The sequence below is a fragment of the Klebsiella sp. HMSC09D12 genome, from assembly GCF_001808475.1.
Lineage (GTDB): Bacteria > Pseudomonadota > Gammaproteobacteria > Enterobacterales > Enterobacteriaceae > Klebsiella > Klebsiella oxytoca.
The window spans coordinates 22,067-42,134 of record NZ_KV793434.1; the positions used below are offsets into that span (position 1 = coordinate 22,067).

The 20,068-nt window shown below is 53.1% G+C and carries 19 protein-coding genes; 15 read left to right on the top strand and 4 right to left on the bottom strand.

Annotation, left to right across the window (positions count from 1 at the left end):
• Position 1: 1 nt before the first annotated feature.
• From rng to fucR, 4 genes are all read left to right on the top strand, one after another.
• The gene (rng, locus tag HMPREF3178_RS07590) at positions 2-1,471 is read left to right on the top strand and encodes a ribonuclease G (protein WP_004106246.1); all 1,470 of its coding nucleotides are present in this window, start codon (positions 2-4) and stop codon (positions 1,469-1,471) included.
• A 78-nt stretch (positions 1,472-1,549) separates the two neighbouring features.
• The gene (gene yhdP / locus HMPREF3178_RS07595) at positions 1,550-5,347 is read left to right on the top strand and encodes an AsmA2 domain-containing protein YhdP (RefSeq protein WP_017145337.1); all 3,798 of its coding nucleotides are present in this window, start codon (positions 1,550-1,552) and stop codon (positions 5,345-5,347) included.
• Positions 5,348-5,435: 88 nt separating this feature from the next.
• Complete coding sequence (gene tldD, locus HMPREF3178_RS07600; protein ID WP_004115906.1) at positions 5,436-6,881, top strand: metalloprotease TldD; 1,446 nt, start codon at positions 5,436-5,438, stop codon at positions 6,879-6,881.
• A gap of 58 nt (positions 6,882-6,939) precedes the next feature.
• Complete coding sequence (gene fucR / locus HMPREF3178_RS07605) at positions 6,940-7,686, top strand: L-fucose operon activator (protein ID WP_017145338.1); 747 nt, start codon at positions 6,940-6,942, stop codon at positions 7,684-7,686.
• Here the strand turns inward: fucR and aaeR are convergent.
• Positions 7,683-8,612, bottom strand: a complete 930-nt coding sequence (gene aaeR / locus HMPREF3178_RS07610; protein WP_004106239.1) for an HTH-type transcriptional activator AaeR — start codon at positions 8,610-8,612, stop codon at positions 7,683-7,685. The two genes, fucR and aaeR, sit on opposite strands and share 4 nt — an antisense overlap.
• Positions 8,613-8,743: 131 nt before the next feature.
• Here aaeR and aaeX point away from each other — a divergent pair, with 131 nt between their 5' ends.
• The 4 genes from aaeX to HMPREF3178_RS07630 all read left to right on the top strand — a co-directional run bounded on the left by aaeX (position 8,744) and on the right by HMPREF3178_RS07630 (position 12,278).
• On the top strand, positions 8,744-8,947 hold the full coding sequence (gene aaeX / locus HMPREF3178_RS07615) for a p-hydroxybenzoic acid efflux pump operon protein AaeX (RefSeq protein WP_004106237.1): 204 nt from the start codon (positions 8,744-8,746) through the stop codon (positions 8,945-8,947).
• Positions 8,948-8,954: 7 nt separating this feature from the next.
• Positions 8,955-9,887, top strand: coding sequence for a p-hydroxybenzoic acid efflux pump subunit AaeA (gene aaeA, locus HMPREF3178_RS07620; RefSeq protein WP_004106235.1), 933 nt, complete (start codon positions 8,955-8,957; stop codon positions 9,885-9,887).
• Between the two features lie 5 nt (positions 9,888-9,892).
• Complete coding sequence (gene aaeB, locus HMPREF3178_RS07625) at positions 9,893-11,860, top strand: p-hydroxybenzoic acid efflux pump subunit AaeB (RefSeq protein ID WP_017145339.1); 1,968 nt, start codon at positions 9,893-9,895, stop codon at positions 11,858-11,860.
• Between the two features lie 139 nt (positions 11,861-11,999).
• Entirely contained in the window at positions 12,000-12,278 is a 279-nt protein-coding gene (locus HMPREF3178_RS07630; RefSeq protein WP_004106231.1) for a barstar family protein, read from the top strand.
• Between the two features lie 50 nt (positions 12,279-12,328).
• Here the strand turns inward: HMPREF3178_RS07630 and yhcN-B are convergent, their stop codons facing one another.
• From yhcN-B to argR, 3 genes are all read right to left on the bottom strand, one after another.
• A complete protein-coding gene (gene yhcN-B / locus HMPREF3178_RS07635; RefSeq protein WP_004106229.1) occupies positions 12,329-12,595 on the bottom strand; it encodes a DUF1471 family stress response protein YhcN-B in 267 nt (88 codons plus the stop codon).
• Positions 12,596-12,697: 102 nt separating this feature from the next.
• Positions 12,698-12,961, bottom strand: a complete 264-nt coding sequence (yhcN, locus tag HMPREF3178_RS07640) for a peroxide/acid stress response protein YhcN (protein WP_004106226.1) — start codon at positions 12,959-12,961, stop codon at positions 12,698-12,700.
• A gap of 354 nt (positions 12,962-13,315) precedes the next feature.
• Positions 13,316-13,786: a transcriptional regulator ArgR gene (gene argR / locus HMPREF3178_RS07645; RefSeq protein WP_004106225.1), complete on the bottom strand. Its 471-nt coding sequence runs from the start codon at positions 13,784-13,786 to the stop codon at positions 13,316-13,318.
• Between the two features lie 411 nt (positions 13,787-14,197).
• Here argR and mdh point away from each other — a divergent pair, with 411 nt between their 5' ends.
• The 7 genes from mdh to HMPREF3178_RS29690 all read left to right on the top strand — a co-directional run.
• Positions 14,198-15,136 carry a malate dehydrogenase gene (gene mdh, locus HMPREF3178_RS07650; RefSeq protein WP_004106224.1) on the top strand — a complete coding sequence of 313 codons (939 nt, stop codon included), beginning with the start codon at positions 14,198-14,200 and terminating at the stop codon, positions 15,134-15,136.
• 132 nt (positions 15,137-15,268) lie between these two features.
• Complete coding sequence (locus HMPREF3178_RS07655) at positions 15,269-15,913, top strand: GntR family transcriptional regulator (protein WP_004106223.1); 645 nt, start codon at positions 15,269-15,271, stop codon at positions 15,911-15,913.
• Positions 15,885-16,550 carry a GntR family transcriptional regulator gene (locus HMPREF3178_RS07660; RefSeq protein WP_004106222.1) on the top strand — a complete coding sequence of 222 codons (666 nt, stop codon included), beginning with the start codon at positions 15,885-15,887 and terminating at the stop codon, positions 16,548-16,550. Before HMPREF3178_RS07655 ends, HMPREF3178_RS07660 begins: the two co-directional genes overlap by 29 nt.
• Positions 16,551-16,761: 211 nt before the next feature.
• Complete coding sequence (locus HMPREF3178_RS07665; protein ID WP_017145340.1) at positions 16,762-18,030, top strand: SLC13 family permease; 1,269 nt, start codon at positions 16,762-16,764, stop codon at positions 18,028-18,030.
• Positions 18,031-18,062: 32 nt separating this feature from the next.
• A complete protein-coding gene (gene ttdA / locus HMPREF3178_RS07670) occupies positions 18,063-18,962 on the top strand; it encodes a L(+)-tartrate dehydratase subunit alpha (protein WP_004106220.1) in 900 nt (299 codons plus the stop codon).
• Complete coding sequence (ttdB, locus tag HMPREF3178_RS07675; RefSeq protein WP_004106218.1) at positions 18,962-19,579, top strand: L(+)-tartrate dehydratase subunit beta; 618 nt, start codon at positions 18,962-18,964, stop codon at positions 19,577-19,579. The genes ttdA and ttdB overlap by 1 nt, the downstream gene beginning before the upstream one ends.
• A 273-nt stretch (positions 19,580-19,852) precedes the next feature.
• On the top strand, positions 19,853-20,068 hold a 216-nt coding region (locus HMPREF3178_RS29690; RefSeq protein WP_077270110.1), incomplete at its 3' end, for an oxaloacetate decarboxylase subunit gamma.

A 20,068-nucleotide genomic window follows, 5' to 3' on the forward strand; every position in this document is an offset into this window, starting at 1 on the left:
GATGACTGCTGAATTATTAGTTAACGTAACGCCATCGGAAACGCGCGTCGCTTATATTGATGGCGGTATTCTTCAGGAAATTCATATTGAGCGTGAAGCGCGACGCGGAATAGTAGGCAATATCTACAAAGGTCGTGTCAGTCGGGTGCTGCCGGGAATGCAGGCGGCTTTTGTAGATATTGGCCTCGATAAAGCCGCGTTTCTGCACGCTTCCGATATTATGCCGCACACCGAATGCGTGGCAGGCGAAGAGCAAAAACAGTTCACCGTTCGCGATATTTCCGAACTGGTGCGCCAGGGGCAGGATTTAATGGTGCAGGTGGTGAAAGACCCGCTGGGTACCAAAGGCGCCCGTCTCACCACCGATATCACCATTCCTTCTCGCTATCTGGTCTTTATGCCAGGCGCTTCGCACGTCGGCGTCTCTCAGCGTATTGAAAGCGAAGCGGAACGTGAGCGCCTGAAAAAAGTGGTGTCTGAATACTGTGACGAACAGGGCGGTTTCATTATTCGTACCGCGGCTGAAGGGGTACATGAGCAGGAGATGGCCGCAGATGCCGCCTACCTCAAGCGCGTCTGGACAAAAGTCATGGAGCGCAAAAAGCGCCAGCAGACGCGTTATCAACTGTACGGTGAACTGGCCCTGGCGCAGCGCGTGCTACGTGATTTCGCCGATGCGCATCTTGACCGTATTCGCGTAGACTCCCGTCTGACCTACGAATCGCTGCTTGAGTTTACCGCCGAATATATTCCGGAGATGACCAGCAAGCTGGAGCACTACAGCGGCCGCCAGCCGATTTTCGATCTCTTTGACGTGGAAAACGAAATCCAGCGCGCGCTGGAGCGTAAAGTTGAACTGAAATCAGGCGGTTATCTGATCATCGACCAGACGGAAGCGATGACTACCGTCGATATCAATACCGGAGCATTCGTCGGTCACCGTAATCTTGACGATACTATTTTTAATACCAATATTGAGGCGACCCAGGCCATTGCCCGTCAGCTGCGTCTGCGTAATCTTGGCGGTATTATCATCATTGATTTCATTGATATGAATAATGAGGATCACCGTCGGCGGGTGCTGCATTCGCTGGAACAGGCGCTGAGCAAGGATCGGGTAAAAACCAGCATAAACGGCTTCTCTCAGCTTGGGCTGGTGGAGATGACCCGCAAGCGCACCCGCGAAAGCGTGGAGCACGTGCTGTGCAATGAGTGCCCGACCTGCCATGGCCGCGGCACGGTGAAAACGGTAGAAACGGTGTGCTACGAAATCATGCGTGAAATCGTGCGCGTACACCACGCCTACGATTCCGACCGATTCCTGGTCTATGCTTCTCCTGCGGTAGCGGAAACGCTGAAAGGGGAAGAGTCGCATGCGCTGGCGGAAGTCGAGATCTTTGTCGGTAAGCAGGTCAAAGTACAAATTGAACCGCTCTATAATCAAGAGCAGTTTGATGTAGTAATGATGTAATCATCCGTTTTGCCTGGCTCACTTCAGGACAGGGGCAGGTAAAAGGATGGCGCGTAAAAGGCTGACAAGGAGAGATGCGTGAGGCGACTGCCCGGGATTTTACTGCTCACCGCGGCAACAGTGATTGTTGTCGTCGCACTGCTGGTGAGCGGTCTGCGTCTCGTACTGCCGCAGTTGAACAGTTGGCGTCCGCAGGTGCTGGAAAAAGTATCGGCGATTGCCGGAGTACCGGTCGATGCCTCACAAATTACCGCCAGCTGGCAGACGTTTGGCCCGACGCTTGATGTCCGTGATATCAAGGCAGGCCTGAGCGACGGCGGTGAGCTTTCCGTCAAACGCGTCACTCTGGCGCTCGACGTATGGCAAAGTCTGCTGCATATGCGCTGGCAGTTTCGCGACCTGACCTTCTGGCAGCTACAGGTTCATACCAACACGCCGATCCAAACCAATAACAGCGGCGAAGGTCTGAAAACTGACCGCATCAGCGATCTTTTCCTCCGCCAGTTCGATCACTTTACCCTTCGCGATAGTCATCTGAGCTTCCTGACGATTTCCGGTCAGCGGGCAGAACTTACGATTCCGCAGCTTACCTGGCTGAACGGTAAAAATCGCCATCGCGCGGAAGGACAGCTTAGCCTCAGCAGCCTGACCGGCCAGCATGGCGTGATGCAGGTGCGAATGGATCTGCGCGACGAAGACGGTTTGCTCAATAAGGGGCGCGTCTGGCTTCAGGCCGATGACATCGACGTTAAGCCCTGGCTTGGACGCTGGATGCAGGACAACATCGCCCTACAGAGCGCGAAGTTTAGCCTGGAAGGCTGGATGACTATCGACAAAGGCGATGTCGCCAGCGGCGATGTGTGGCTGAAAAAAGGCGGCGCCAGCTGGCAGGGCGATAAAGATAAGCATCATCTGTCGGTCGATAATCTGACCGCGCACATCTATCGCGATAACCACAGCTGGGGCTTTCGCATCCCGGACACGCGTATCTCCATGGATGATAAACCCTGGCCGCGCGGCGCGCTGGCGATGGCGTGGATACCTGCCCAGGATGTCGGCGGAACAAATGCTCAGCGCAGCGATGAGCTGCGCATACGCGCCAGCAACCTTAATCTTAGCGGCCTGACCGGGCTGCAGCCGATGGCGGATAAACTGGCGCCGTCGCTGGGTGAAATCTGGCGTACAACGCAGCCGGATGGCAAGATCAATCTTCTGGCGCTCGATATTCCGCTCCAGATGGCGGAGAAAACGCGTTTCAAAGCGGACTGGAGCGACATGTCCTGGAAGCAGTGGAAGCTGTTGCCCGGCGCGGAGCATTTTTCCGGCAGCATTGCCGGGAGCGTGGAGAACGGTATCCTGCATGCCAGCATAAAGCAGGCAAAAATGCCTTATGAGACGGTATTTCGCGCGCCGCTGGAGATCGCTAAAGGCGATGCGACGCTCAGTTGGATAAAGAACGACAAAGGTTTTATGCTCGACGGTCGCGATATTGACGTGCAGGCTACCGGCGTTCGCGCCCGCGGCGGCTTCCGCTATCTGCAACCGCAGGGTGATGAACCCTGGCTCGGTATTCTGGCCGGTATCAGTACCAATGATGGCGGTCAGGCATGGCGCTACTTCCCTGAAAATCTGATGGGTAAAGAGCTGGTGGATTATCTTAGCGGGGCGATTAAAGGCGGCCAGGCCACCGACGCCACGCTGGCTTACGGCGGTAATCCCCATCTGTTCCCTTACAAGCACAATGAAGGTCAGTTTCAGGTCTCGGTGCCGCTAAAAAACGCCACCTTCGCCTTTCAGCCTGACTGGCCAGCGCTCACCGGCCTGAATATCGATCTTAACTTTATCAATGACGGGCTGTGGATGAAGGCCGATAAGGCGATGCTCGGCAAAGTGACGGCCAGTAATCTGGACGCGGTGATACCGGACTACTCGCGAGAAAAACTGCTGATTGATGCCGATGTTAACGGCCCGGGTAAAGAGGTTGGTCCTTACTTTAACGAGACGCCGTTGAAAGAGACGCTGGGCGCGGCGCTGGACGAGCTTCAGTTGGATGGGGATGTGAGCGCTCGCTTACATTTGAACATCCCGCTGGACGGCGAGATGACCACCGCCAAAGGCGACGTCCAGCTGAAGAATAATAGTCTGTTTATCAAGCCTATCGATACCACGCTGCAAAACCTGAGCGGTAAATTCAGCTTTGTAAACGGCGATCTGAAAAGCGAACCGATGAGCGCGACCTGGTTTAATCAGCCGCTGAACGTTGATTTCTCGACCACCGAGGGCGAGAAAGCGTTCCTGGTTAACGTCGGGATGAACGCCAACTGGGAGCCAGCGCGTACCGGTCTGTTGCCGAAAGCGCTGGAGAACAGCCTGAGCGGCAGCGTGCCCTGGGACGGTAAAGTGGCGATTGAGCTTCCGTACCGCGGCAGCGCAAATTATAAAGTCGATATTAACGGTGAGCTGAAAAACGTAAGTAGTCACTTACCTGCTCCGGTTGATAAGCAGGCCGGTGAGCCTTTACCGGTAAAAATTAAAGTTGATGGCGGATTGAGCAGCTTTAATTTGACCGGCTCCGTGGGGATGAAGAATCACATTAATAGCCGCTGGCTGCTGGGCAATAAGCTCACACTAGATCGCGCGATTTTAACTTCTGACAGTAAAGCCGTATCTCCGCTGCCTGCACAGTCAGGCGTCGAGCTGAATATGCCGCCGATGGATGGCGCGCAGTGGCTGGCGCTGTTCCAGCGCGGTGCGGCAACTGACGTCAGCAGTAGTATTGTCTTCCCGCAGCAGGTCACGCTGCGTACGCCGACGTTAACGATGGCGGGTCAGAGCTGGAATAACGTCAGCCTGGTCTCCCGGCCCGATGCAGGTGGAACGAAGATTGAAGCTCAGGGGCGTGAAGTCAACGCTACCCTGACGATGCGCAAAAATGCCCCGTGGCTGGCGGCCATTCGCTACCTCTATTACAACCCAACTTCGGCGAAAAGCAGCGGGACGGAAAATAGCAGCGCTCCGCTGACCGAGACAAAAGTAGATTTCCACGGCTGGCCCGATCTCCAGCTTCGCTGCGCAGAGTGCTGGCTGTGGGGGCAAAAATATGGTCGTATCGACGGCGATTTTACGATCAGCGGCGATACCCTGACCTTGGCGAACGGGCTGGTGGATACCGGTTTTGGCCGTCTGACGAGCGATGGCGTATGGGTTAGCGCCCCGAGCGGCGTACGGACCTCATTAAAAGGTAAGCTGCACGGGAATAAAACCGATGATTTTGTAAACTTCTTCGGCGTGTCCACACCGGTAAAAGGATCGTCGTTCGATATTGATTACGATCTACACTGGCGCGCGCCGCCGTGGCAGCCGGACGTTGCTTCGCTTAACGGCATTCTTAAAAGCCGTCTCGGGAAGGGAGAGTTTACCGATATCAGCACCGGACACGCCGGCCAGCTTCTGCGCCTGCTGAGCGTTGATGCGCTGCTGCGCAAGCTGCGCTTCGACTTTAGCGATACGTTCAGCGAAGGGTTCTACTTCGATTCGATTCGCAGCACGGCATGGATTAAAGACGGCGTTCTGCATACCGATGATACGCTGGTCGATGGTCTGGAAGCGGATATCGCAATGAAAGGCTCGGTGGATCTTGTTCGCCGCCAGCTGGATATGCAGGCCGTGGTCGCGCCGGAAATCTCCGCGACCGTAGGCGTTGCGGCGGCCTTTGCCGTTAACCCGATAATCGGTGCTGCGGTCTTTGCCGCCAGTAAGGTGCTGGGACCGCTATGGAATAAGGTCTCTATTTTGCGCTATCGCATCACCGGTCCTATCGATCAGCCGCAAATTAACGAAGTGCTGCGCCAGGCGCGGAGCGACAAAAAGCAATGATTTGACGATTGCGGGGAATTACCGCACTCTCAATAGATAGCGTTTTTTATTTCCGCCCGAGAGGCGGCAACAAACGAGTAGCATAACGATGAGTCTGAACCTGGTAAGTGAACAATTACTGTCGGCAAACGGCCTGAATCATCAGGATCTGTTTACCATTCTTGGCCAGCTGGCCGAGCGTCGTCTGGATTACGGCGATCTCTATTTTCAGTCGAGCTATCACGAGTCCTGGGTTCTGGAAGACAGCATCATTAAAGATGGTTCGTACAATATCGACCAGGGCGTCGGCGTTCGCGCGGTGAGCGGGGAAAAAACCGGCTTTGCGTACGCTGACCAGATTAGCCGGCTGGCGCTGGAACAGAGCGCGCAGGCGGCACGCACCATCGTGCGCGATCGCGGTGATGGTAAAGTTCATACCCTTGGAGCGGTGGAGTACAGCTCCCTCTATACCAGCATTGACCCGCTGCAGAGCATGAGCCGCGAAGAGAAGCTGGATATTCTGCGCCGGGTCGATAAAACCGCCCGCGCGGCCGATAAACGCGTGCAGGAAGTGTCCGCCAGCCTGACCGGCGTCTACGAGTTAATTCTTGTTGCCGCCACCGACGGTACGCTAGCTGCTGACGTTCGTCCGCTGGTTCGTCTTTCCGTCAGCGTGCTGGTGGAAGAAAACGGCAAACGCGAGCGCGGCGCCAGCGGCGGCGGCGGCCGCTTTGGCTACGACTATTTCCTGGCCTCGCTGGAGGGAGAAGTGCGCGCTGATGTTTGGGCGAGAGAAGCCGTGCGTATGGCGCTGGTCAACCTGACCGCCGTCGCAGCGCCTGCCGGGATGTTGCCGGTTGTTCTGGGTGCTGGCTGGCCTGGCGTGCTGCTGCATGAAGCCGTTGGTCACGGCCTGGAAGGCGATTTTAACCGTCGCGGAACCTCGGTGTTCAGCGGTCATATGGGGGAACTGGTGGCCTCTGAGCTATGTACCGTTGTGGATGACGGCACCATGGCCAACCGTCGCGGCTCCGTCGCCATTGACGATGAAGGTACGCCTGGGCAGTATAACGTGCTGATCGAAAACGGGATTCTGAAAGGTTATATGCAGGACAAGCTCAACGCCAGGCTGATGGGCGTGGCGCCAACCGGTAACGGTCGCCGCGAATCCTACGCGCATCTGCCTATGCCGCGTATGACCAACACCTACATGCTGGCGGGTAAATCCACGCCGCAGGAAATTATCGAATCGGTCGATTACGGTATCTATGCGCCTAACTTCGGCGGCGGTCAGGTAGATATCACTTCCGGGAAATTCGTTTTCTCTACCTCGGAAGCCTACCTGATTGAGAAAGGGAAAGTGACCAAAGCGGTGAAGGGGGCAACGCTTATCGGCTCCGGCATTGAAGCGATGCAGCAGATTTCGATGGTGGGGAACGATCTGAAGCTGGATAGCGGCGTCGGCGTTTGCGGTAAAGAGGGCCAGAGCGTGCCGGTTGGCGTCGGTCAGCCCACGCTGAAAGTGGATAAACTCACCGTCGGCGGTACCGCCTGATCCCTCATCATGCGCTTTCGCATTCCGCGAAAGCGCAAATTACCTCCGCGGGGTCGCGATGAAAGCCGCGCGTCAGCAGCAGATAGTTGAGTTACTCAATCAGCATCACACTTTAACCACCGAAGCGTTGTCCCATCTTCTGCAGGTCAGCATTGAGACCATTCGCCGCGATTTGAGTGAGCTACAGAGGCAGGGGAGCATTCAGCGTAGTCACGGGCGGGCGCGAGTTCTTCAACGCGATAATCATCACGGCGAGAAGCCTTTTCATCGTCGCGTGAAAAGCCACTATGCCCATAAATCCGATATTGCGCGTACGGCGCTGGCGTGGATTGATGCAGGCATGACGATCGCGCTGGATGCCAGCTCAACCTGTTGGTTTCTGGCGCGTCAGCTGCCGGATATTAACCTGACGGTATTTACCAATAGCCACCCGGTCTGCGTTGAACTTGGCCGCCGCGAGCGGCTCCAGTTAATTAGCGCCGGTGGTCAGCTTCTGCGTCAATATGGCTATTACGTTAACCCCGCGCTGTTATCGCAGGTCAAATCGCTGGAGATCGATCTGTTTATTTTTTCCTGCGAAGGGATCGATAACGATGGCGTACTCTGGGATTCCAGCGTTAACAATGCCGCGTACAAATCCTTGCTCCTGAAACGGGCGGCGCAGTCGCTATTGCTTATCGACAAAAGTAAATTTCATCGTGCCGGCGAGGTGCGCATCGGAAATCTCAGCGAAGTGACGCAAATCATTTCCGATGCCGGACCTGATAATGAGTTAATGCCCTCTTTGGCTGATTTGGACGGCTAGCGGGCAATCCCCCGACCGTGCATGCCCTGATAAATTTTTGCCACCCCGACGAAATACTCCGTCAGATAATTAATGCATACCTGTACTTTCAGAGGCAGCTTATCTTTCTCGGTATACAGCGCGTAAACCGGGCGCGGATCGGACTGGTAGCTCGGCAGCAGGATCTCCAGTTCGCCGCGGTTGATCTCGTCGATCGCCCACATCAGCGGAACATAAGCCACGCCGACGCCTGCCGTCAGCCAGCGGACCAGCGTCATTGGATCGTTAGTGACAAATCGGCCCTGAGGGATCAGTTTGGTTGAGATCCCTTCCGGGGCGATGATTTCAAATTCGTTATCCGGCCGGACGCTGTATTCCAGCCAGGAGTGGCTGGCGAGATCTGCTGGTTTTTCCGGACATCCGGCATGCTGGAGATAGCTTTTCGCCGCGCACAGCACCATCGGCATCGAACCCAGGCGGCGGGAAAAGAGGCTGGAATCCTGCAGCGCCCCCACGCGAATAACCACATCCAGACCGTCCGCAATCAGGTCCGGAGCGGGGATGCCCGTGACCAGATTTATCGATAGTCCGGGGTGCTCTTTAAGCATGTCCGCCGTTATGCGCGCCAGGACATTCTGTGCCATAGTTGAAGAACAGCCGATGCGCAGGGTACCGATGGGCGTATTGTTAAACGCGTACAACTGTTCATGGACATCCTGGACTTCGAACAGCATTCGCCGACAGCCCTGATAGTAGATTTTTCCCGCTTCTGTTAAGCCAAGGCTACGCGTACTGCGGTTGAGCAGCTTAACCTGCAGCTCATCTTCCAGTTTGGCTACCGTCTGGCTGATGGAAGAAACGCTCATCTGGAGCTGGCGAGCCGCGGCGGTAAATGACCCTAATTCGACCACTCTGGCAAAAACGGACATGCGTTTTAATCGTTCCATTATTCACTCTGGCTTAAAAGTGATTTAGATCACACATTGTAGATAAGGCTGCAATTGTTACGGTACTATATAGTTAGCTAAATAATAAACGCATTGCGCATATCACCTGCACGCTTCTTATCAAGGTCATCATGAGTCTGTTTCCTGTCATTGTGATTTTCGGCTTGTCGTTTCCGCCGATCTTCTTTGAGCTGCTGTTGTCGCTCGCCGTCTTCTGGCTGGTGCACCGCCTGCTGGTTCCAACGGGCATCTATGATTTTGTCTGGCACCCGGCACTGTTCAATACCGCGCTATATTGCTGCTTGTTTTATCTGATATCACGTTTGTTCGTTTGAGGTTGATGTGAAAACACTAACAAGAAATATCCTCCGTACCGCAATCACTGTGATACTGGTTATCCTTGCATTTATGGCGATTTTTCGCGCATGGGTGTACTACACCGCATCGCCCTGGACGCGCGATGCGCGCTTTAGTGCGGATATTGTGGCCATTGCCCCCGATGTTTCCGGCCTGATTTCGCAGGTGAATATCAAGGATAACCAACTGGTTAAGAAAGACCAGGTTTTGTTCGTCATTGACCAACCGCGTTACCAGAAAGCGTTAGCAGAGGCCGAAGCCGATGTCTCCTATTACCAGACTCTGGCGCAGGAGAAGCGCGTGGAAGCCGGCCGTCGTAACCGTCTTGGCGTCCAGGCCATGTCCCGGGAAGAGATAGACCAGGCGAATAACGTCCTGCAAACCGTTGAACATCAATTAGCCAAAGCGACGGCGAGTCGCGATCTGGCGAAGCTTGACCTTGAACGGACGGTGATTCGCGCTCCGGCCGATGGCTGGGTGACCAACCTGAACGTGTACCGCGGCGAGTTTATCACCCGAGGTTCCACCGCGGTTGCGCTGGTGAAGCAAAATACCTTCTATGTCATGGCCTATCTTGAAGAGACCAAGCTTGAAGGCGTGCGCCCCGGGTTTCGTGCTGAAATTACCCCTCTGGGAAGCGTACATACCCTCAGGGGGACCGTCGACAGCATCGCTGCTGGCGTCACCAATGCCAGCAGCAGCAGCGATTCAAAAGGGCTGGCCTCTATTGATTCTAATCTTGAGTGGGTGCGCCTGGCGCAGCGGGTACCGGTACGTATTCGCCTTGATCAGCAGCAGGGCAATCTCTGGCCAGCGGGCACCACGGCGACGGTGGTGATCACGGGTAAAGAGGATCGCGATACCAGTCAGGCAAACTTCTTCCAGAAACTGGCGATGCGCCTGCGTGAGTTCGGTTAATCGCCATGGGGATCTTCACCATCGAACTCCGGCATCTCCGCTTCGCCGTTAAGTTAGCCTGCGCGGTGGTGCTGGCGTTATTCGTCGGTTTTCATTTTCAGCTGGAAACTCCGCGCTGGGCGGTGCTTACTGCAGCGATCGTTGCTGCCGGTCCGGCATTTGCCGCAGGCGGGGAGCCTTACTCCGGCGCCATTCGCTATCGCGGGATGCTGCGTATCGTCGGCACCTTTATCGGCTGTATCGCCGCACTGGCGATTATCATCCTGATGATCCGCGCCCCGTTGCTGATGGTACTGGTCTGCTGCCTGTGGGCGGGCTTCTGTACCTGGATCTCCTCGCTGGTGCGGGTTGAGAACTCCTATGCGTGGGGTCTGGCGGGTTATACCGCGCTCATCATTATTATCACTATTCACGAAGAGCCGATGCTGGCGCCGCAGTTCGCCGTCGAACGATGCAGTGAGATTGTCATTGGTATCGTCAGCGCCATTGTGGCCGATCTGCTGTTTTCTCCGCGATCGATAAAAAAAGAGATCGATCTTGAGCTGGATAACCTGCTGATCGATCAATATCGCCTGATGCAGCTTTGCGTGGCCTATGGCGATAAAGATGAGGTCGATAAGGCCTGGAGCGCCCTGGTCCGCCGTACCAACGGGCTGGAGGGGATGCGCGCCAACCTGATCATGGAGTCTTCGCGCTGGGCTAAAGTGAATCAACGCCTGAAGGCGATCAACACCCTCTCTTTGACTCTGATTACTCAGGCCTGTGAAACCTTTCTGATTCAGAACACCCGGCCTGAGATAGTGACGGATGATTATCGGGAGCTCTTTGCTGAACCGGTTGAGACCGTGCAGGACGTGCACCGTCAGCTAAAACGTATGCGCCGCTTTTTGACCTGGAAGGGGGAGCATAATACGCCGGTGACGATCTACAGCTGGGTAGGTGCTGCGACGCGCTATCTGCTTTTGAAGCGGGGCGTGGTCGGCAATACCAAAATCAGCCGTATTGAAGAGGAAGTACTGCAGGGCGAAGTGGTGGTGAAGGCGGAATCCGCCGAGCGCCATCATGCGATGGTGAACTTTTGGCGAACTTCTATCTCTTGTATCCTCGGTACGTTGTTCTGGCTATGGACCGGCTGGACCTCGGGAAGCGGGGCGATGGTGATGATTGCGGTTGTTACGGCCTTAGCGATGCGTTTGCCAAATCCGCGGATGGTGGCTATTGATTTCCTTTATGGCACGCTGGCGGCTTTACCTCTGGGCGCGCTGTTTTTCCTGGTGATTATGCCTGCGACGCAGCAAAGTATGCTGCTGCTGTGCATTAGCCTTGCGGTGATGGCATTTTTTATCGGCATCGAGGTACAGAAGCGGCGCCTGGGGTCGTTGGGCGCGCTGGCCAGCACGATTAATATCCTGGTGCTCGACAACCCGATGAAGTTTGAATTCAACCAGTTTCTTGATAGCGCCTTAGGTCAGATCGTAGGATGCTTCCTCGCGCTGATGGTGATCCTGCTGGTGCGTGATAACTCCCAGGCTCGCACCGGACGCGTGCTGCTTAACCAGTTTGTCTCGGCAGCGGTATCATCGTTGACCACCAATACGGCGCGACGTAAAGAGAACCATTTGCCCGCTCTGTATCGTCAGCTTTTTTTATTGCTGAATAAGTTTCCTGGCGACATCGCGCGCTTTCGTCTGGCATTAACCCTGATTATTGCCCATCAGCGGCTGCGCGATGCACCGGTACCGATAAACGACGATCTGTCCGCCTTTCACCGGCAGCTGCGTCGCACGGCGGATCGCGTCATTTCCGCGAAGAGCGATGATAAGCGTCGCTACTATTTTGCCCGTTTGCTTGATGAACTGGATATCTATCAGCAAAAATTACAGCACTGGGAAGCCTCTTCCCAGGTGACCGAGCCGGTACGAAGGCTGGTGGATATGCTGCATAAGTATCAGCACGTACTCACCAACAGCTAGCATCCATAACCGACGCCTGAAGCGTCGGTTTTTTTATCGCTATACTTAATCGTCAGAAAACGAATTCCTCCAGCAGAGTGGGACGATACGCCGGAATATCGGGCTAAGACGAGCTGCAGGTGTGGACAGGATGCGGGCAATGACGACTACCTATACCTTTGATTTTGACGAAATAGCTGAGCAGCAGGATTTTTATCGCGAGTTTTCACGTACTTTTCACTTAGAGCGTGAGAAAGTGAACAACCTTGATTCATTATGGGATGCGGTGATCGCCGGGTTGCTGCCGCTACCGCTGGAGATTGAGTTTATTCATTTAAGCGATAATCAGCGACGCCGATTCGGCGCATTAATTCTGCTTTTTGATGAGGCGGAAGAGGAGCTGGAAGGAGAGCTTCGTTTTAATGTGCGGCATTCATAAAAAAGCCCCCGACAGAGCGGGGGCAAGTCGTCGGATAAGACGACGAGGGTTTATTTGTACAGTTCAGCCGTAGCGTGCCAGTTATCGCCGGTACGGGCTTCAATGATGCGGTAGCTGCTGGCGCCTTCTTTTTCAGCTTTAGCCGCCAGCTCCTGACGCATATCCATCGGTGCGCTGCCTACCTGAGAAACGGAAACGGTGCCCATGGACTGTAAATTTTGCGCCTGTTCTGCGTTCACTTGATTAACGGCGGCGTTTGCACCGAAAGAGAGAACGGAAGCCAGACCCAGGGATGCGATGATAATTGCGCTTTTCATAATCTTTTCTCCAACCTTCATATTTTCAGCGGCGGAAAGTTGTAATCAACTTGAGGCCGCTGAAGAGATTCTGTTTAGTTAATGACCGACAATCGTTAAATCTTATTTATACAGTTCAGCCGTTGCGTGCCAGTGGTCACCGGTACGTGCTTCAATAATGCGATAAGAAGAAGCACCTTCTTCCTGCGCTTTTTTGTTCAGCATTTCATGCATATCCATCGGGGAAGAACTTACCGCGCCGACGGAAACGGTGCCGATTGCCTGACGGCCCTGAGCCTGTTCGCTGTTGATAGAGTCAGCGGCAAAGGCGCCAAAGGAGAGAACGGAAAGGATGCTCAATGCTGCTACAGTGGTTTTGATTTTCATGATGTTCACCTCGTCGAATCTTTTTGTTGGGGTCTTTTGTTTCGTGACCCTCATCACAAAATTAAGTATACACTAATAACTGAAAATATTAATACCTTGCTAATTGTTGTTCATGTAAATAATTACAAAGAAACGTCGTTTTTATAACGTATAAGTATTAGAAATGTCATTTTTTCGACATGGATTGCTTTTATAGCTTTTTAAATCATGGAGATAGGATAATTTGATCTTTTGTGCGCTTACGTTAATTTCATCAAGTAAATGAATGTATAGAAGCGGAAAAACACACAAAATGTTAAAGGAATGATAATTTTTTGAAGGGTTCCCCTCTGGCGTTAACCTGAGGGGAGGGGATCAGAGTTCTTGCTCAAACAGAACGAGAATAGCGTCATGCAGCTCTTTAACGGTAAAACCTCTGGCCGGGGTGGTAAAGATGGTGTCATCACCAGCAATACTCCCGAGGATGCCTTCAGCCTTGCCAAGCGAGTCGAGAAGCCGGGCGATAAGCTGTGCCGCGCCAGGGCTGGTGTGAATGACCACGACTGAATCGTTATAATCGATATCCAGCACCAGATTTTTCAGCGGGCTGGAGGTCGTCGGGACGCCAAGCTCGGCGGGCAGGCAGTAAACCATTTCCATTTTGGCGTTGCGCGTGCGTACAGCGCCAAATTTGGTGAGCATACGTGAGACTTTCGATTGGTTGATATTATCGAAGCCTTCTTCCTGTAGTGCCTGGACGATTTCACCTTGAGAGCTGAATTTTTCTTCTTTAAGCAGCGCTTTAAACGCTTTAACCAGTTCTTCTTGTTTTGCCGAACTTCGCATAAGTCACCCAATTATGGTGGTAAAAACAACATCATTATGCATAACAATGCATTTTTATGCAAATAATCCACAGGGGAGAAGCGTAAATAATGTTATGAAGGGCGCATATTTTAGCAAAAAACTCTAATAAGGAACATGCCTTCGTCACGGCGTGTGAGTTGCTACAAAAGTAAATGAAATGTTATTAAATGATGTTGTTCTGCTCAATACGCTGGGTGTATTGTAACCAATAGTCGATCCGGTACTACTTTGCTGGATGGTCAGTCTCAGGGAGGAAAATGCGAAGCTGCTGCATCGCTGCGCACGACCACGCATTCTTCAGCCATACTTATTGTAATTGTTCATCTTGTGAATTAAGGTCCAGGCGACGGAGTAACGAAAGATTATTTTAACCATAATAAGGAGTTTAGGATGAAAGTTGCAGTCCTCGGCGCCGCTGGTGGAATTGGCCAGGCGCTTGCCCTACTACTTAAGACCCAACTGCCTTCAGGTTCAGAACTCTCGTTGTACGACATCGCTCCGGTAACTCCGGGCGTGGCGGTTGATCTTAGCCATATCCCTACCGATGTAAAAATCAAAGGTTTTTCCGGCGAAGACGCCACCCCTGCACTCGAAGGCGCGGATGTGGTGCTGATATCCGCGGGCGTAGCGCGTAAGCCCGGTATGGATCGCTCCGATTTATTTAACGTTAACGCCGGTATTGTGAAAAATCTGGTTCAGCAAATTGCTAAAACCTGCCCGCAGGCCTGCGTCGGGATTATCACCAACCCGGTGAATACCACCGTGGCGATTGCCGCAGAAGTGCTGAAAAAAGCCGGCGTTTACGACAAGAACAAGCTGTTTGGCGTAACCACGCTGGATATTATCCGCTCGAATACCTTTGTGGCGGAACTGAAAGGCAAATCTTCATCCGATGTTGAGGTTCCGGTAATCGGCGGCCACTCAGGCGTAACTATTCTTCCTTTATTATCACAAATTCCAGGCGTGAGCTTCAGCGAGCAGGAAGTGGCGGATCTGACTAAACGTATTCAAAACGCCGGTACTGAAGTCGTTGAAGCCAAAGCTGGCGGCGGCTCAGCAACCCTGTCGATGGGTCAGGCCGCAGCCCGATTTGGTCTCTCTTTAGTTCGCGCCATGCAGGGAGAGAAAGGGGTGGTGGAATGCGCCTACGTGGAAGGTGATGGTCAATATGCCCGGTTCTTCTCTCAGCCGCTACTGCTGGGGAAAAATGGCGTAGAGCAGCGTCAGCCTATTGGCAAACTCAGTGCGTTTGAGCAACAGGCGCTTGAAGGGATGCTGGATACGTTGCAGAAAGATATCGCCCTTGGCGAAGATTTTGTGAATAAATAATCTGGCATAAAAAGAGAAGCCGGGACCTGGGTTCCGGCTTTTTTATGGTTTTCTCCTGCCTCTGAATGACTCTCCCGCCTGGTAAATCTGCTAAACTCCCCCGCGTCTTAAGCGGCAACAAATGAGGACATCGTGAAAAAAATTGAAAGAAAGCAGACCAGGGACCACATTACTCAGATGATCCGTTATGAGATCCTTTCCGGTGGGATGAAACCCGGAGAGGAGCTTGCGCAGGAAAGTATTGCGGAACAGCTGGGGCTCTCTCGTATGCCGGTTCGGGAAGCGCTACAGGCCCTTGAGCAGGAAGGGTTTCTGGTGCGCTTGCCAAACCGCCATATGCAGGTCGCAAAACTGGAGCCTGACCATGTCAGCCACATTTTTCGGGCAATTGCGGTGATGGCAACGGAGCTTTTTTTATTGGTACCCGCGGCGGCAGGCGAATCGCTCGCTGCGCGCGCGCGCGCGCTGGCGCATCCGGGTGAGCGGTCGCGGGAGTTGGCGTTCCACCAGACGCTAATTTCATATATTGATAACCGCTATCTGCAAAAGATTTATCAGCAGTTTTTGGATGGCTATATCAGCTATGTCATTCTGTATCTGAAAGAGGATAATCAGGAATCGGCGCAGATACTCAGCTCTCTGATGGACGCTATCCGTCGGGGCGATGGTGATGAGATCGCGCAGGAAACGCAGCGTTATTTCCTCTCTCTGGCAGAAATAATGCGTCAACACATGAAGGATTGGGAAAGTGCAGAAGCCTCGATTAGGGAAAATTAAGCTTCTTTCAGCGAAAGAGCAGGTCGCGGCAGTATTACGTAAAGCTATACTGTCGCGCGATTTAGTTGAAGGGCAAGAAATTACCCTTGAAGGGATCGCCAGCATGGTCGGCGTCTCCAGTATGCCCGTGCGTGAAGCATTTCAGATCCTGGCCGCGGATGGACTGATTAAAGTCCGGCCCAATAAAGGGGCGGTTGTGCTGGGGATTAACGAACAAACGATTCGCGAGCATTATGAGATTCGCGCGCTGCTGGAGAGTGAAGCGGTCGCTAAAGCCTCTCGTCCCGGGACGGATATTTCGCGAATTGCCGAAGTGCACTACTCAGCAGAAAAAGCGCTGGCCGAAAATAACTCGGCTGAATATTCCGACATGAATCAGGCCTTTCATATGGAGATATGGAATGCGGCCGGAAATGCTAAAATGAAGCTCTTGCTCAGCAATATGTGGAACGGGCTGTCGATGGGACATAAGGTCACTGAGGAAGAGTACGCTTCCATTTCGATACGCGAGCACAAGGGCATTTTACAGGCCCTGGAGCAGCATGATGAAGAGCTGGCGCGCCTGCGAATGCGCGAACATATTATCCGTTCGATGGAGAATATGCTGACGCGCTACGTTGACGATCCCGGCGCTTGACGCCCCCCGCCTGTACGATCGCTACAGGCATCTTATTTATTTGTCTGCTCAATTAATTACGCTAAGTGACTGCTTTTGCGATATTTTGATAAAGATCGCACTCCTGACGCTTTCCTGAAAAACGCATTGACTTACTCTTTGCATGGGAATAATTTCCCTCTCGTCAATATTGGATACAATATCATATATCATTGATGGGACAATTATAAATATGGAACCGATTACCATTACTCTATGTTTGCTGGTGTTTGCTATCGCCATGTTCGTGTGGGAGAAAATACCCCTTGCGGTCACTTCGATGGTGGTTTGCGTAGCGCTGGTTCTCACCGGCGTACTTGACCTCAAACAGGCTTTTTCCGGCTTTATCGACACCAACGTTATTCTTTTCGTCGCTATGTTCATCGTCGGCGGCGCGCTATTTGAAACCGGGATGGCGAATAAAGTTGGCGGTGTGATTACGCACTTCGCCAAAACTGAAAAGCAGCTGATTTTCACGATTATGGTGGTGGTCGGCGTGATGTCCGGCTTTCTTTCAAATACCGGTACTGCCGCAGTATTGATCCCCGTCGTCATCGGCGTGGCGGCGAAATCCGGCTTTACCCGTTCTCGTCTGCTGATGCCGCTGGTTTTTGCCGCAGCGCTTGGCGGCAACCTGTCGCTGATCGGCGCGCCGGGCAATCTGATTGCACAATCGGCTTTGCAGAATATCGGCAGCGGTTTCGGATTTTTTGAATATGCCAAAGTGGGTCTACCGATGCTGGTTTGCGGCATCATTTATTTCCTGACGATTGGCTATAAGTTTCTGCCCAATAACCCGAATAGCAGCGAAGTCGGCAGCATCGGTGAACAGCGCGATTACAGCCACGTTCCGCGCTGGAAGCAGATCCTGTCGCTGGTCGTTTTGATTGCCACGATCCTGGGCATGATTTTCGAAAAACAGACCGGTATTAGCCTGGCGGTAGCGGGCTGTATTGGCGCGCTGGTGCTGGTAGTCACCGGGGTGCTGAGTGAAAAGCAGGCCTATAAAGCCATTGATTCACAAACTATTTTTATCTTCGGCGGCACCCTGGCGTTAGCAAAAGCGCTGGAAATGACCGGTGCCGGAAAGCTGGTTGCCGATCAGGTTATCGGCATGCTGGGGAACAACTCTTCGCCATTCATGCTGCTGGTGGTGGTTTTCGCACTATCCGTCGTTATGACCAACTTTATGTCCAATACTGCGACCGTTGCGCTTTTGGTACCGGTGAGCCTGTCGATTGCTGCCGGTATGGGGGCCGATCCGCGCGCCGTGCTGATGGCCACGGTGATTGGCAGTTCCTGCGCCTATGCCACCCCAATCGGTATGCCTGCCAACATGATGGTGCTGTCGGCGGGTGGATATAAGTTTGTCGACTATGCCAAATCCGGCATCCCTCTGATTATCGTTTCCACCATTGTCAGCCTGATTCTGCTGCCAATCCTTTTCCCGTTTCATCCGTAACTCACGGAAGCTGTTCTGACTAAGGAGCATTTATGAGCAAAAGTGAACAGATATCCCATATGACCAATATTATGGCCAAGTTTGTGGGATACACCGGCAAAGTCTTGCCCGATGACGTCACTGCAAAACTGGAAGATTTGCATAAAAAAGAGACCAGTAAACTGGCCGACGTCATCTTTACGACCATGATTGAGAACCAGCGCCTGGCGAAAGAGCTCGATCGTCCTTCCTGCCAGGATACCGGGGTGATTCAGTTTCTGGTGGAGTGCGGGGCGAACTTCCCGCTGATCGGCGAACTGGAAGCGCTGCTGCGTGAAGCGGTGATCAAAGCGACCGTCGATTCTCCGCTGCGCCATAACAGCGTCGAAACTTTTGATGAATACAATACCGGCAAAAACGTGGGTAAAGGGACGCCGACGGTATTCTGGGAGATTGTCCCGGATTCCGACCAGTGCAGCATTTATACCTATATGGCGGGCGGGGGCTGCTCCCTGCCGGGGAAAGCGATGGTGCTGATGCCGGGCGCGGGTTATGAAGGCGTCACTCGCTTTGTCCTCGATGTGATGACCAGCTATGGCCTGAACGCGTGTCCGCCGCTGCTGGTGGGCGTGGGCGTGGCGACTTCCGTTGAAACGGCGGCGCTGCTGTCGAAAAAAGCGCTGATGCGTCCGATTGGTTCGCATAATGAGAATGAGCGTGCGGCTTCGCTGGAAAAAATGCTTGAAGACGGCATCAATAAAATTGGCCTCGGGCCGCAGGGCATGTCCGGTAATACTTCCGTTATGGGCGTGAATATTGAAAACACCGCGCGCCATCCATCCACCATCGGAGTGGCGGTGAACGTCGGCTGCTGGTCGCACCGTAAAGGGCATATCGTTTTTGATAAAGACTTGAACTACACCATTACGTCTCACAGCGGAGTGAATTTCTGATGACTAAAAAAATTCTTACCACGCCAATTAAAGATGAAGATTTAGCCGATATTAAAGCTGGCGATATTATTTACCTCAATGGCCATATTGTTACCTGTCGCGATGTGGCGCACCGTCGCTTAATTGAAGGTGGCCGCGAATTACCCGTAGACGTTAACGGTGGCGCTATTTTGCACGCTGGTCCAATCGTCCGCCCAATTAAAGGCGAAGACGATAAGTTTGAAATGGTCTCCGTTGGTCCAACCACCAGTATGCGCATGGAAAAATTCGAAAAAGAATTCATTGCCAAAACGGGTGTGAAATTAATCGTTGGTAAAGGCGGAATGGGGAAAGGCACCGAAGAGGGCTGTGCGGAGCATAAAGCGCTGCACTGCGTATTCCCGGCAGGCTGTGCGGTAGTGGCGGCAGTATGCGTGGAAGAGATTGAAGATGCGCAGTGGCGCGATCTTGGAATGCCGGAAACGCTGTGGGTATGCCGGGTGAAAGAGTTTGGCCCGTTAATTGTTTCTATTGATACGCATGGTAATAACCTGTTTGAACAGAACAAAGTTATTTTCAATCAGCGTAAAGAGATTGTCGCTGATGAAATATGCCAGAACGTAAGTTTTATCAAATAATCTGATTTATATCATTCGCACGATAATGATGGCGTTATGTTTATGACGGTAATAAACAGGGACTCTGACCGGGGCGGTTCAGGGAAATCCACCCTTATTATTTTCGTTATATACCCCATGGATTTTGAGTTGCTTTGAGGCGGCAAGAGAGAATCCCAGGAGCTTACTCAAGTAAGTGGCTGGGGTGAATGAACCTGGCCAACAAAGAAGCAACTTGAAAGACGACGGGGATAAATAACATCATTATCGTGCCTCCTGCTCGAAGGCTATTCTATGACTGATGCAGCACTGCTATTAGGTGAAGGCTTCACCCTGATGTTCCTCGGCATGGGGTTCGTGCTGGCGTTTCTGTTTCTGCTGATTTTCGCCATCCAGGGCATGTCCGCCGCCGTCAACCGCTTCTTCCCCGAACCGGCTGTCGCGCCGAAGGCGGCACCTGCGCCCGCCGCCGCGCACGCTGACGATTTCGCCCGCTTGAAGCCGGTGATT

Coding starts and splice junctions, on each gene's coding strand:
- rng (WP_004106246.1), top strand. CDS start 2: ATGACTGCTGAATTATTAGTTAACGTAACGCCATCGGAAACGCGCGTC.
- tldD (WP_004115906.1), top strand. CDS start 5,436: ATGAGTCTGAACCTGGTAAGTGAACAATTACTGTCGGCAAACGGCCTG.
- fucR (WP_017145338.1), top strand. CDS start 6,940: ATGAAAGCCGCGCGTCAGCAGCAGATAGTTGAGTTACTCAATCAGCAT.
- aaeR (WP_004106239.1), bottom strand. CDS start 8,612: ATGGAACGATTAAAACGCATGTCCGTTTTTGCCAGAGTGGTCGAATTA.
- aaeX (WP_004106237.1), top strand. CDS start 8,744: ATGAGTCTGTTTCCTGTCATTGTGATTTTCGGCTTGTCGTTTCCGCCG.
- aaeB (WP_017145339.1), top strand. CDS start 9,893: ATGGGGATCTTCACCATCGAACTCCGGCATCTCCGCTTCGCCGTTAAG.
- HMPREF3178_RS07630 (WP_004106231.1), top strand. CDS start 12,000: ATGACGACTACCTATACCTTTGATTTTGACGAAATAGCTGAGCAGCAG.
- yhcN-B (WP_004106229.1), bottom strand. CDS start 12,595: ATGAAAAGCGCAATTATCATCGCATCCCTGGGTCTGGCTTCCGTTCTC.
- yhcN (WP_004106226.1), bottom strand. CDS start 12,961: ATGAAAATCAAAACCACTGTAGCAGCATTGAGCATCCTTTCCGTTCTC.
- argR (WP_004106225.1), bottom strand. CDS start 13,786: ATGCGAAGTTCGGCAAAACAAGAAGAACTGGTTAAAGCGTTTAAAGCG.
- mdh (WP_004106224.1), top strand. CDS start 14,198: ATGAAAGTTGCAGTCCTCGGCGCCGCTGGTGGAATTGGCCAGGCGCTT.
- HMPREF3178_RS07665 (WP_017145340.1), top strand. CDS start 16,762: ATGGAACCGATTACCATTACTCTATGTTTGCTGGTGTTTGCTATCGCC.
- ttdA (WP_004106220.1), top strand. CDS start 18,063: ATGAGCAAAAGTGAACAGATATCCCATATGACCAATATTATGGCCAAG.
- ttdB (WP_004106218.1), top strand. CDS start 18,962: ATGACTAAAAAAATTCTTACCACGCCAATTAAAGATGAAGATTTAGCC.